Origin of the sequence: Agrobacterium sp. GD03872, from assembly GCF_029840625.1 — a bacterium.
In the GTDB taxonomy this organism is placed as follows: Bacteria; Pseudomonadota; Alphaproteobacteria; order Rhizobiales; family Rhizobiaceae; genus Agrobacterium; species Agrobacterium fabrum_A.
Genome location: NZ_JAOCCY010000022.1, coordinates 37,932 through 50,953, shown reverse-complemented (window position 1 = coordinate 50,953; position 13,022 = coordinate 37,932). Strand labels below are relative to the sequence as shown.

Genomic DNA, 13,022 nt, shown 5'->3' with positions numbered 1-13,022 from the left:
ATTAAGCCTTGAGAAACAGGTGTGGGGTCGGCCAAGTTTCAGAAATTCAGATCACCGGATAAAGCGACCAGAAGAACAGTTCATATTCCTGGTCGCGGTCGTCGTCATGCGACTCATCGTCCGGTCTGCGCGGCGTCTTGTCCTGAAACTCGGTCTCCACCCGCTCATTGACGACGGGCATCCTTCGGCCAATGCCAAAGAGGTCAAAGGAGAGCATGTTGAACCCTGCTACCATGGCCATTTCCCTTCTTCACGCGAGTTAACGGTATGTTAAGTTTCGCGCGTTGCCATGATTTCGTCAAGATTGGCCGAGGAATTTGTCTACCATTTTTAACAACAATGTCGTGATTGGCGTTCCACCGGCGGCGGATTTCGCGCAACGAACGTTTATCGGTGACGTTAAACACCTTTCGTGAAGGGGCCTGAATAGGTTCTTTCGGCCGCTTCCAGCGCGGAATCGGTATCTGCGTCGTGGCCAAGACTTTTCAAGGCGCTTGAGACAGCCGCAATATTGGCCTTCACCGCATCCGGATGCGCACGCCGGCCGGTGTGGTTGAGCCTTATCAGCCGCTCTGCACCGGGGCCGACGCCGGTGGAAATATCTGCGCCCTGCTTTCTGGATGCAGCGGCAAGAAATGCTCCGGCTTCGACCGCATCCGGCAGGATCGCCGTGGAAACGAGGGCTGACGCATGCGCGTCCTCCACCCAGGTGGTAATGCCAAGCGCCCTGATGCCGTGACGGGTGGCCGCCGCCGCCCGCTCGTGGCGCGCATTGGCGGCTGGCAAGCCCTCGGCCTCGATCCTGTCGAGCGCGGCCTCCAATGCGTAGAATTCCAGCGGCGCAGGCGTTCCGGGCAGTGCGCCGCGGCCGGCATCCAGCCAGAGCTTCTTCTGGTCGAGAAGCGAGAGCATGGAATTGGCAGGCGCCTTGTCGTGCGAAAGAAGTTCCCATGCTGAAAAGCTGACCGAAATGGCCGATATGCCGGCCGGGCCGGCCAGCGCCTTCTGCGGCCCGATGACGGCGATATCGATACCCAGCCTGTCGACCTCGAAGGCGTGGCCGCCAATCGAGGCGACGGCATCGACGAGGGTGACGATGCCTCTTTCTTTCGCCAGCGCGGCAATGGCGGGCAGGGGGTTGAGAATGCCGCTTGCCGATTCCGCATGCACGATGGCGAGAAGGTCGAAACCCGGCCCTTCATCCAGCGCCCGTTCAACCTCATTCAGCGTCACCGGCTTTGCCGGGCTGGCCGTCAGGTTGTGCACCGTCGCGCCGCCCCTTTCCAGCCAGCCGCCAAACCATGCGCCATAGGGGCTGGTGACGATGTTGAGCGCCTTCAGTCCCGGCCGTGCAAGGCTGGTTGCCGCCGCCTCCAGCGCCAGTACGGCTTCCGCCTGTATCAGCAGCACGTCGTTTTTTGTGCCCATCAGGGCCGCCAGCCGGTCGGCCAGCACGGCGTAACGTTCGGCGGGGAAAGCCGGCGGGTCGAGAAACAATGCGTAATCCGGGGCGGACATGTCTTATCCTTGCATGGTGATGGTGAGCCGTGGCGCGGCGTCGATCAGGCTTCTGGCGGTTGAGGACTGCGGCGCGGAAATGATGGCGTCGGTCCGGCCGATTTCGACGATCCGTCCTGCCTCCATGATGGCGACGCGGTGGCAGACGGCGCGGATGACCGCGAGATCGTGGGACACGAAAATACAGGAAATCGCCGTTTCCTGCTGTATCTCCACCAGGAGTTCGAGGATTTGCCGGCGGACGGACACATCGAGCGCCGACACCGCTTCATCCATAATGAGAAGCGACGGCTTGAGCGCAATGGCTCTGGCAATCGCCACACGCTGTCTCTGCCCGCCCGAAAGCTCGAAGACGGAGCGTCCGGCATAGGCGGCGGGCAGGCCGACACGCTCGAGAAGGCGGCGTATTTCCGTCGGGCGGTCGCGCGCCTGAACGATGCGGTGGATGCGCAACGGTTCGCCAATGGCGTCGGCGACGCTCGCTCGCGGATTGAAGGCGCCATGCGTATCCTGAAACACCATCTGCATCTGCCGCCGTGCTGCACGCAACGCACGTCCGTCAGGCGCCAGCCAGTCGCCGCCTTCGAAGCGGATGGTTCCGGCGTCCGCCGGGATCAGCCGCATCAGGATCCGTGCCAGTGTCGATTTCCCGCAGCCGGAAGGGCCGGCAAGCCCCAGCGTCTCACCGCGCTTGAGCGAAAACGAGATATCGGAGAGCGCCGTCACCGTCCTTGCGCCGGTGCGGTAGGTCTTGGAAAGGCCATCCGCGCTCAGAAGGGTTTCATTCATGGCGCGGCCTCGTTGACGAGCGGCGGGGTCGAAAGATCGAGGTAATCGGCAAGCAGCGCCCGGGTATAGGCATGCGCGGGCGCGGAAAGCACCCGGCGGGCCGGGCCGTGTTCCACCAGCTTGCCGGCGCTTAAAACAGCGATGTCGTCGGCGAGGCTGGAGGCTAGGCCGATATCATGGGTGATGAATACAAGCGTTCTTTCTTCCTCGCGCACGAGATCATCGAGAAGGGTGGCGATGGCCGCCTGGGTCACAGTGTCGAGCGCGCTCGTCGCTTCGTCGGCAATCAGGATGGAAGGACGCGCCGCAATGGCGGCGGCAATCGCCACACGTTGCCTCTGGCCGCCCGAAAGCTGATGCGGATAAGCGGTGAGCAGATGCGAAGGGTGTGGCAGCCGAACCTTTTCCAGAAGATCGCGGGCAAGATCGCGCGCCGCTCTCCAGGAGAGGCCGAGATGGCGTACGGCGCCTTCCGCCACCTGTTCGCCGATGGTCAGAACCGGGTTCAGCGTCGCGCCGGTATCCTGAAAGATCGTGCCGATATCCCGCCCCGGCATCGGCCTGCCGGTGAAAAGGCCGCTGTCGCGGCTCCAGGATAGATCGCCCGAGACCCGCGCGGTCTGCGGAAGAAGCCCGGCTATCGCGTTGCCGAGCGTGGATTTGCCCGAGCCGCTTTCGCCGATGATCGCCAGCCGCTGCCCCTGCCGTATCGTCAGCGAAACCTTGCGCGGCGCCGGTGCATCGGCGGCCGCATAACGGATGCTGAGATCGTCGATCCGGCAAAGGGCGTTGCCGCTCATGGCGCCTGCCTCCCCGTCGCCATCGCCCTGTTGACGCCTTCTCCGAGAAGATAGACGCCGACAACCGTGACCAGCAGGCCGATGCCGGGGACGACGGACAGGAACGCCGCCGAGCGCAGGACATTGCGTCCTTCCGCGATCATCGAGCCCCAGGTGACGATATTGGGATCTCCAAGCCCGAGGAAGGAAAGCGCCGCCTCGGTGAGGATGGCGGCGGCGACGATGATGGCGGCCAGCGCCAGAACCGGCGGCAGGGCATTGGGCAATATTTGCCGGAAGGCGATTTCCAGCGGATGCATGCCGATGGCGCGGGCGGATTGCACATAATCACGCTCGCGGATGCTCAGTACCTGCGCCCGCATCAGCCGCGCCGGGTCCGCCCATGCGCCGAGCGCAATGGCCAGAATGACAATGGGCATGGAAGGGCCGATGGTGCTGACAAAGGCAAGCGCCAGCAGGAAATTCGGCACGATCTGGAAGGCATCGGTGACGCGCATCAGCGCCTCATCGACGAGGCCGCCGGCAAAACCGGCAATCGTGCCGATGACGGTGCCGATAACGAGTGCGGCGGCGGCTGCACCCATGCCGACGAGCAGGGAGGCCTGCGCGCCATGGGCAAGTCCGGCCAGCACATTGCGGCCCAGCCGGTCGGTGCCGAGCGGCAGGGCGGCATCCGTAAAGGGTGCAATCAGCGGCTCGCCGACGATCGCCAGCGGATCGCCGGGGAAGAGTAGTGGAGCGAAAGCAGCGGTCGCCGCCAGCAGCGCCAGGATGACAACGCCCGTCACGCCTTCGAAACTGCGCAGCAGCCGGAGAACGAAACTCATGCCGCACTCTCCCCGCTGCCGATGCGCGGATCGAGAACGGAATAGAGAATGTCGACGGCGAGATTGACGAGGATGACGAAGACGGCGCTGGTGAGGATAATGCCCATCAGAAGCGGCGTATCGCGGCCGCTGACAGCCTCCTGCGCCAGCCGGCCGAAACCCGGAATGGCGAAGACGCTTTCGATCACCACACTGCCGCCCAGCATGGCGGCGGCCTGCAGGCCAAGCACGGTGATGAGCGGCAGGGCCGCGTTGCGGGCAACGTGGCGCAGCACGATGCGCCGTCTGGAAAGCCCCTTGGACTCGGCAAAAAGCACGAAATCCAGCGGCCAGATCGCCGCCATGGCGGCGCGCATGACGCGCAGGAACAGCGCCAGATAGATCAGCCCAAGGCTGGTGACGGGCAGGGCGAGGTGTCTTGCAATGTCGAGCGCCCTTGCAAAGCCCTGTTTTCCGGATGCAATCGTTTCGATGCCGGATGTGGGCAGCCATTTGAGCTGCACGGCAAAGACGATGGCCAGCACGAGGCCGAGCCAGAAACCGGGCGTGGCGTAAAGCGCCAGCGAAAGCGTTGAAAGCACACGGTCCGGCAATCCGCCCGGGCGCGCGCCGGCCCAGATGCCGAGCGCGGTGCCGAGGATGAAGGCGAGTGCAGTGGCGCTGCCCATCAGCAGCAATGTGTTCGGCAGCCGTTCGAGGATCAGGCCCAGAACCGGTCGGTCGAAGGCGAGCGACCAGCCGAGATCGAGCCGCAGCACCGAACTGGCATAGAGCCAGAAACGGGCGAGCATCGAACCGTTGAGGCCATATTGCTCACGCAACGCATCCCGCAGCCCGGCATCACCGCCGCCGATGGAGACGAGATAGGCGTCCACCGCATCGCCGGAGGCATTTTCAAGCAGGACGAAGGTGAAGATGAGAACGATCAGCAGCACCGGAATGGCGCTGACTGCCCTTCGCCGCAGCAATGTCGCAGCACGGTTCACGGTGCTGCCTCAGGTCTCGACCGCGGTGTCCGCCCAGTTGGAAACCGCCCAGCGCGGATTGCTGGCGACATGTTTGACCGTATCGCGCGCCACCGTGATGAAACCCCATTCGGCGACGTTGATCAGCGGCAGGTCGGCGGCGACCTGTTTCTGGAAATCCTTGTAGAGCGCGGTGCGCGCGGCCGTGTCCACGGTTTCCGCCGCCTTGTCGATCAGCGCGTCCAGCACCTTGTTCTCATAACCGCCCTGATTGGAGAAACCGACACCGGCCGGAATGCCCGAGCGCACCAGAATGGTGGTCGAGATCGCCGGATCGCCGCGGAAGACCGGCGGGGCAATGGCGAGATCGAAGGCGTGGTCGGTATAGACAGCCTTCTGGTGCGCGGCCGAATCATTATTGACCAGCTCGGCATCGATGCCGATGTCCTGCAGCGCCTGGCGAAGATAGGCGCCGAACTGTCTGGTTTCGTTGAAATAAGGCGCGGGTAGGAGCTTCAATGAGAAACGTGTTCCGTTCGGGCCGCGCACGTAGCCGGCCTCGTCCAGCAGGGCATTGGCCCTGGCTACGTCGAAACCATAGGTCTCGACATTACCGTTATAAAATTCCGGGGCGTTTTTCGGCACGGGGCCTGTCGATGCCGTGGCATAACCGAGGAAGACCTTGTCGATGACGAATTTTTTGTCGATGGCGTGGGCGATGGCCTTTCTGACCCTGAGGTCGGCCAGTTCCTTGCGGCGGTGGTTGACTTCCACCACCAGCTGGTAGGTCAGCGCCTCATAGCCGTCGGCGATCACCTGGATGCCCGGTTCCTTGGCAATGCGGGCAAGATCGGCCAGCGGCACGGCGGAAAAGGCGGCCAGCTGGATTTCTTCCGCTTCCAGCGCCGAGGCTGCGCCCGCGCGGTCGGGCAAGACACGATAGATGATTTCGTCGAGCTGGGGCTGGCCTTTGCCCCAATAATTCGCATTGCGGGTCAGGCGGTAATATTCGCCGGGCTTGTATTCGGCAAAAACGAAGGGCCCGGTGCCGACCGGTTTGGTATTGGCCGGATTGGCGGCGATATCGGTGCCCTCGTAGAGATGTTTCGGCACGACGCTCGTGACGACCGGCAGCGCATTGCGGATAAGCTGGAACGGCGTGGGCTTTGAGAAGTGGAAAATCGCCGTGTGATCGTCAGGCGTTTCCACCTTTTCGAGATTGGCAAAGACCAGCCGTCCGAGGTTCTGCAACGGTTTCCAGACGGAAAGCGCCGAAAAGGCCACATCCGCCGAGGTGAAGGGCTTGCCGTCATGCCAGGTCACGCCTTCGCGCAGCTTGAAGGTGGCGCTCAGCCCGTCATCCGATCCCTGCCATTCGGTCGCAAGCCGCGGTTCCAGCCCGTCCTTGCCTTCGAAGGAGGCTTCCGCCAGCGGCTCGACGACCTTGCTGGCGATATAAAACACGCCGTTGGAGGCGACGATGGCGGGGTTGAGGTTCTTCGGTTCGGAATCGGCTGCGACGATCAGCCGGCCTCCGGACTTCTCCTGTGCTGCGGCAATTCCCGCCAGTCCCGTGGTTGCGGCAAGCGCAAGCGAGGTCTTGAGAAGCGAGCGGCGGGAAAGCTGGACAGGCGACATGAATTTCACTCCGGAAATGAGGGCGAGGCGGGCCTTTCCGCATGGCCCGCGGCGCGCCGATCTTAAGACTGCAACCTCGGCAGTGTCCACGTTAATTCGCGGCCTTTACAGCAATGATTTTACGTTGCGGGCGCATTTGCGGAAACAATATGCCTCACCGGCGGTAATCTGCTTTTCTCTTGCCGGAACAGGTGGAGGAAATCCCCCGAAAAAACACGATTTAAGATTATAAAATCAATATCTTGATCGCCGCCAGCATCGGTGCCGGGCGCGTTGCCGCGCCCGCCGGCCACGCGAAAATCTGCCGGCGGCAACCCGTTTGGAAAGGGGTAATTAACCTTTATTTTTTATTTCAGGGAGACCGAAATATGTACGTTTATGATGAGTGTGCACGCTGCCATGAGTTTCTCCCGATCCAGATTCCAGAATTCGTCCAATAGCGTAGGGGAGGGGAGCGACAAGGCTCGTCATGCCGGCGGCCAGCCGGCTGCCGGGCAGCGGGCAATGGCGACGAAGACGGGCGCGACACCCCGGCCGAATGCCGATGTCAGCGCCGCCGACGCCATTGAAGGCCGCGCCGAGATGCCCGGCTGGCAGAATGCTTTCGTGCTTGGCCCGAATGTCCGTTTCACCCGCACGCCAGAAAGCGCCTTTAACCGGCGTATGCCGGTTGAGACCCCCAATATTCCCGAGGACGACGTGGTTGCCGCCGTTCCGCCTGAAACCGCGGAGCCGGATGCCGTGACGCAGCAACAGGCCGTGCAACAGGAAGTCGTTCCCCCTTCTCCGCCAGTCGTAAAGCCGGCGGAGCAACGCGTGCCGCCGCCACGCATGCCGTTCCTGCCGCAGCCGCCGGATGCGCGGGGCGCCAGGGCGTTGACCTATAAACTGCGCCTGGAGCTTGCCCGCAAGCAGGCGGAAGAGGCCGCCGCCGCACAGGCGCCGGTCCAGAACGTCACTACTGCGCCCATGGCGGCGGAAGCGCCGGTACAGCAGCGGGTATTCTCCGCTCTTCAGCCTCAATCTGCCGAGACGCCGGTCGCTGCCGCACAGGCCGCCGTGCCGGGTGCGTCCATCCCCGCCTTTGCCGCACATCTGCCGGACGAGCTTTTCTGGGAAGTCATGACGCTCGATCTGCCGGGTGATGTCGGCGAGAACGCTCCCGCCTATCTGCGCGCCAATTTTGGCCCGGCGCCTGCAAATCCCGATCTGACGAACCCGGTGCCGGCACAGCCTGTTTCCTCCGTTCCCGCATTGCCGTCCGCCGCCGTCGTGCTGTCCTCCGAACCTCCCGTTGTCACCGTGCCGGGCGGCTCCGCGATCCGGCTTTATCGGGAAATCGGCGTGCGTCAGGCCGTCGTTCCCGCCGCTGTTCCCGTCATCGAGCAGGAAATCGCGCCGCAGCCGGTGGCGGAAGTCCCTGTGGTTATCGAGCCGCAGCCGCCTGTCGAGCAGGCCCAGCCGGCGGAAAGAATGACGGCCGAGCCGCGGTTTGCGCCGCGTGCGCCCATTCAGGCCTCGCAGCCGATGTTCCGCGAAGCGCCGGTCTTTGCCGAGGGAGAATATGAATATCCCTCCATCGATCTTTTGCAGGAAGCCCGCATCCAGCAGACCACGACCATGACGCCCGAGGCGCTGGAGCAGAGCGCCGGGCTTCTCGAAAGCGTGCTTGAGGATTTCGGCATCAAGGGTGAGATCATCGATGTCCGCCCCGGCCCTGTCGTGACGCTTTATGAATTCGAACCCGCCCCGGGTGTCAAATCCTCGCGTGTCATCGGTCTGTCCGATGATATCGCCCGCTCCATGTCGGCGCTCTCGGCCCGCGTTGCGGTCGTGCCCGGCCGCAATGTCATCGGCATCGAGTTGCCGAACCCGGTGCGCGAAACGGTCTATCTGCGTGAATTGATCGAAGCGCAGGATTATGCCGAAACCCGCCAGAAGCTCGCGCTCTGCCTCGGCAAGACCATCGGCGGCGAACCCGTCATCGCCGAACTGGCGAAGATGCCGCATCTGCTGGTCGCCGGCACCACCGGTTCCGGCAAGTCGGTTGCGATCAACACCATGATCCTGTCGCTGCTCTACCGTCTGAAGCCGGAAGAATGCCGCCTGATCATGGTCGATCCGAAGATGCTCGAGCTTTCCGTCTATGACGGTATCCCGCATCTTTTGACGCCCGTGGTCACCGATCCGAAAAAGGCTGTCATGGCGCTGAAATGGGCCGTGCGCGAAATGGAAGACCGTTATCGCAAGATGTCGCGTCTCGGCGTGCGCAATATCGACGGTTACAATGCAAGGGCGGCCGCCGCCCGCGCCAAGGGCGAGACGGTATTCTGCAACGTGCAGACCGGCTTCGACCGCGCTACCGGCGAGGCTGTCTACGAGCAGGAGGAAATGGACCTCACGGCCATGCCTTACATCGTCGTCATCGTTGACGAGATGGCCGACCTGATGATGGTCGCGGGCAAGGAGATCGAAGGCGCGATCCAGCGCCTGGCGCAGATGGCGCGCGCCGCCGGCATCCACCTCATCATGGCCACCCAGCGTCCGTCGGTCGATGTCATCACCGGCACGATCAAGGCGAACTTCCCGACCCGCATCTCCTTCCAGGTGACCTCGAAGATCGACAGCCGCACCATCCTTGGCGAACAGGGCGCGGAGCATCTGCTCGGCCAGGGCGACATGCTGCACATGATGGGCGGCGGCCGCATCGCCCGTGTCCACGGCCCCTTCGTATCGGACGAGGAAGTGGAAAAGGTCGTGGCGCATCTGAAGACCCAGGGGCGTCCGGAATATCTCGGCACCGTTACGGAGGACGCCGACGAAACCGACGAAGAGGTGGAAGAGGACGCCGCGGTTTTCGACAAGACGGCCATGGGCGAGGACGATAGCGACGATCTCTATGAAAAGGCGGTCAAGGTGGTGATGCGCGACAAGAAGTGCTCCACATCCTATATCCAGCGCCGCCTGTCCGTCGGCTACAATCGCGCCGCATCGCTGGTGGAGCGCATGGAGCAGGAAGGTATCGTCGGTCCGGCCAATCATGTCGGCAAGCGCGCCATCATCGCCGGCGAACGCTCTTCCTACGATGCCATGGGATCGGATGACTGATCGATCCTTCGGGGCGCGCGATATTCGATTGCAAAAACGCGCCCCGTGAATAGCTTGTGCGGCATGGATTCTGGAATTGGGAGGATTCCCTCATGGCGCACGGCAATGAAAAGGCTGCCGTTCTGGCGAGGCTGGATGAGCTGGAGCGGTTCTGCCGCGCCGTTTTCCTGGCCGCCGGCACCGATGATGAAACTGCGGATGCGGCGACCCGCGCCATGATGCATGGCACAAGGCTTGGCGTGGACAGCCACGGCGTTCGTCTGCTTGCCCATTATATCACCGCGCTGGAGGGTGGACGCCTCAATCGTCGGCCGCAGATCAGCCGCGTTTCCGGTTTCGGCGCAGTGGAGACGCTTGACGCCGACAACGCCCATGGCGCCCGCGCCACCTATGCGGCCATGGACAGCGCCATGGCGCTTGCGGAGAAATTCGGCATCGGCGCTGTGGCGATCAGGAATTCCTCGCATTTCGGCCCGGCCGGCGCCTACGCGCTGGAAGCGGCGCGGCGGGGTTATATCGGTCTCACCTTCTGCAACTCGGACAGTTTCGTGCGTCTGCACGATGGCGCCATGCGCTTCCATGGCACCAACCCCATCGCCATCGGTGTGCCGGCAGCGGATGACATGCCCTGGCTGCTCGACATGGCCACCAGCGCGGTGCCCTATAACCGTGTTCTGCTTTACCGCAGCCTTGGGCAGCAATTGCCGCAAGGTGTCGCTTCTGACGGAGACGGTGTCGATACGCGCGATCCCCATGCCGTTGAAATGCTTGCCCCGGTTGGCGGCGAGTTCGGTTTCAAGGGTGCGGCGCTTGCGGGAATGGTGGAGATTTTCAGCGCCGTGCTGACAGGCATGAAACTCAGCTTCGATATCGCCCCCATGGGCGGGCCGGACTTTTCCACGCCGCGCGGGCTGGGGGCCTTTGTGGTGGCGCTGAAGCCGGAAGCCTTCCTGGAGCGCGAGGTATTCGACGAGGGCATGAAGCGTTATCTTGAAGTTCTGCGGGAATCGCCCGTGCGGCAGGACTGCAAGGTCATGGCGCCCGGCGACCGGGAGTGGGCAGTCTCGGCAAAACGGGAAAGGGAAGGCGCGCCTGTCGACCCCGTCACGCGGGCAGCCTTTTCGGAGCTTGCGGCAAAATTCTCGATCGATCCGCCCGCCTATCATTAAAGCGGCCTGCGGCTGACGCCCCTTGTGGCGGACCCTTGCCGCCGCCATCGCAGGCTCAGGCGGGGCGCAGCAGCATGTTCGGACGCGGATAGGGCGTTGCCGTCGCCCCAAGCCTTTCAGCCATGACAGGGCGACCGATATAATAGCCCTGCGCGTAGTCGATCTCCATCTGGCGCACGAGCCTCAGCTGCTCCTCCGTTTCCACGCCTTCGATCAGGATCTTGTGGCCGCGGTTGCGGATGAGGCGGATCATGTCCTGCAGCATTGCCCGCCCGCGTGGGGTCTTGCTGTCATGCAGGAACGAGCGGTCGATCTTGACGGTATCGAAATCCGTCATGCGCAGCCAGGAAAGGCCAGCGAAACCGGTTCCGAAATCATCCAGCCAGATATTGATGCCGAGCGTCTTCAGGTCGTTCAGGCAACGCAGCACATCCGAATGCATCTCCATGTCGACGCCTTCGGTGATTTCGAAGGCGAGCCTGTTGCCGGCGATGCCGGCCTCGACGAGAATGGCGGCCACCGAGGTGGCGAAACCGGGGTTTTTCAATTGCATCGGCGAGACGTTGACGCTGACGACGGCGACCTTGTCATCGGCCAGGATCTGCTTGCAGACGGTCTTGATGGTCCACAGGCCCAGTTCCATGATCGTGCCGGTACGCTCGGCAATCGGAATGAAAATACCGGGGGCGACAGGGCTGCCGTCCAGCAGGCGAAGCCGCATCAGTGCCTCGACGCCTGCGGTCTCGTTGGTCGAAATGTTGAGGATCGGCTGATAGACGAGGGAAACGAGGTTCTCCGCGATGGCGATTTTCAGCAGGGCCGCGATGTTCTCGGTCTCGTCGCTGGTCTGCGGGTCTTCCGGATCGAACAGTTTCATGCAGTTGCGGCCGTTGCCCTTGGCGATATAGAGCGCGCGGTCGGCTTCGTTGATGATCTTCTCGAGCTTGCCGTCGGGATTGGGGCGCGTGAAGGACGCGCCGATGCTGACGGTGACGATGAAAGTGCCGTCCCGGCGCTGGTCATGTGCAAGCGAAAGGTTTTCAACGGTATGGCGGATCGTTTCGGCCAGATCCCCCACCTGCTGTTTGGACTTGAACGGCGCCAGCACGATGAATTCCTCGCCGCCGTAACGGCCGATCGAGGCGCCGTGATCGATGATTGCATCCTGCAGCGCGTTGCCCACCGTCACCAGACATTTATCGCCTTCCTGGTGGCCGTAGCGGTCATTGTATTTCTTGAAGAAATCGACATCGATCAGAAAGACGGCAAAACCTTCTTTCTTCTTGCTCCAATTGTCCCACAGCAGCCGCAGGTGATGGTCTATGGCGCGGCGGTTCTGCAGGCCGGTGAGGGAATCTGTATTGGAAAGACGCAGCAGCGCCTGGCCGCGCTCATCCGCGGCCTTCTGCTGGGCCTTCGCCTCCAGCCCGTTGACGAAGACGTGGTAGCGTTCACGGTTCAGGTTCCAGTTCACGTAAGAGGTGAAGATGAAACAGGACAGGTAGAAGGTGCCGAAAGCGAATTTGTAGAATGCATCTTCCGGAAACTGCGTTGCCGCCAGAAAATAGGTAACGAGAATAATGCCCGAAGAGACCAGCGACAGATGAAAGCGGAAAGTGAAAAACAGATTGGCGCCCATCATGAAGATGGCCCCGAAAACCATGTAATAGGACATGTTTTCGATGTTGTCGGTAAATAGCGAAGGCACCAGCCAGCCGATATATCCCATCACGAGGGCGGTGGCGCAGGTGAGATCGAGCGCCGCGGTGCTTGCCCCCTTGCGCAACTGGATTTCCAGTGTCAGCAGCGATGACAGGACGACGGTGAAGCGGGCGAGAATGGTGTAGAATGCGACGTCGGGTATCAGGATGATGTCGCTTGCGGCAAACAGCAGGTAAATTAAAACAGCCGTCCACAGGCCCCTGCGGATCGAACCGCGGCGGCTCCGTTCGCCTTCCTGCTGGTAAAGGGCAAGAAGTTCATCAGAAAACCGGGAGTCCGGCCGCCGATAGTCTTGCTGTCCACCCGCCTCTCCCAATGTGTGCTTCATGCACTTTCCCATAGTGTTGCGTATACTTAATCAAGTAACTGCTTATTCCACTTTTCCGTGTGCTTCCGCACCCGGCGCGGGTTCCTGTCAATCTCTCCTGATGTGAGCGGAAAACACCGAGAGGAAGAGCGCATCATACGTTCGCAACATTAAGTTTC

10 protein-coding genes are annotated in these 13,022 nt (G+C 62.3%); 2 read left to right on the top strand and 8 right to left on the bottom strand.

The genetic code is table 11. From position 1 onward, the window contains the following. Positions 1-46 precede the first annotated feature (46 nt). From N5D22_RS25090 to N5D22_RS25060, 7 genes are all read right to left on the bottom strand, one after another. On the bottom strand, positions 47-241 hold the full coding sequence (locus tag N5D22_RS25090; protein ID WP_003523745.1) for a hypothetical protein: 195 nt from the start codon (positions 239-241) through the stop codon (positions 47-49). A 158-nt stretch (positions 242-399) separates the two neighbouring features. Next, positions 400-1,518 (bottom strand): alanine--glyoxylate aminotransferase family protein, encoded by a 1,119-nt coding sequence (locus N5D22_RS25085; protein WP_279658725.1) that lies wholly within the window; start codon positions 1,516-1,518, stop codon positions 400-402. Between the two features lie 3 nt (positions 1,519-1,521). Beyond that, positions 1,522-2,307 (bottom strand): ATP-binding cassette domain-containing protein, encoded by a 786-nt coding sequence (locus N5D22_RS25080; RefSeq protein WP_279658724.1) that lies wholly within the window; start codon positions 2,305-2,307, stop codon positions 1,522-1,524. Beyond that, a complete protein-coding gene (locus tag N5D22_RS25075) occupies positions 2,304-3,107 on the bottom strand; it encodes an ABC transporter ATP-binding protein (RefSeq protein ID WP_279658723.1) in 804 nt (267 codons plus the stop codon). Before N5D22_RS25075 ends, N5D22_RS25080 begins: the two co-directional genes overlap by 4 nt. Then, positions 3,104-3,934 (bottom strand): ABC transporter permease, encoded by an 831-nt coding sequence (locus N5D22_RS25070; protein ID WP_279658722.1) that lies wholly within the window; start codon positions 3,932-3,934, stop codon positions 3,104-3,106. The genes N5D22_RS25075 and N5D22_RS25070 overlap by 4 nt, the downstream gene beginning before the upstream one ends. Further along, complete coding sequence (locus tag N5D22_RS25065; protein WP_279658721.1) at positions 3,931-4,920, bottom strand: ABC transporter permease; 990 nt, start codon at positions 4,918-4,920, stop codon at positions 3,931-3,933. The genes N5D22_RS25070 and N5D22_RS25065 overlap by 4 nt, the downstream gene beginning before the upstream one ends. Positions 4,921-4,929: 9 nt before the next feature. After that, complete coding sequence (locus N5D22_RS25060) at positions 4,930-6,537, bottom strand: ABC transporter substrate-binding protein (RefSeq protein WP_279658720.1); 1,608 nt, start codon at positions 6,535-6,537, stop codon at positions 4,930-4,932. A gap of 378 nt (positions 6,538-6,915) precedes the next feature. Here N5D22_RS25060 and N5D22_RS25055 point away from each other — a divergent pair, with 378 nt between their 5' ends. Together N5D22_RS25055 and N5D22_RS25050 are read left to right on the top strand one after the other, a co-directional pair. Then, entirely contained in the window at positions 6,916-9,645 is a 2,730-nt protein-coding gene (locus tag N5D22_RS25055; RefSeq protein ID WP_279658719.1) for a DNA translocase FtsK, read from the top strand. A 92-nt stretch (positions 9,646-9,737) separates the two neighbouring features. Further along, the gene (locus N5D22_RS25050) at positions 9,738-10,814 is read left to right on the top strand and encodes an Ldh family oxidoreductase (protein ID WP_279658718.1); all 1,077 of its coding nucleotides are present in this window, start codon (positions 9,738-9,740) and stop codon (positions 10,812-10,814) included. A gap of 55 nt (positions 10,815-10,869) precedes the next feature. Here N5D22_RS25050 and N5D22_RS25045 read toward each other — a convergent pair whose 3' ends face one another. Next, the gene (locus N5D22_RS25045; protein ID WP_279658717.1) at positions 10,870-12,864 is read right to left on the bottom strand and encodes a GGDEF and EAL domain-containing protein; all 1,995 of its coding nucleotides are present in this window, start codon (positions 12,862-12,864) and stop codon (positions 10,870-10,872) included. Positions 12,865-13,022 lie beyond the last annotated feature (158 nt).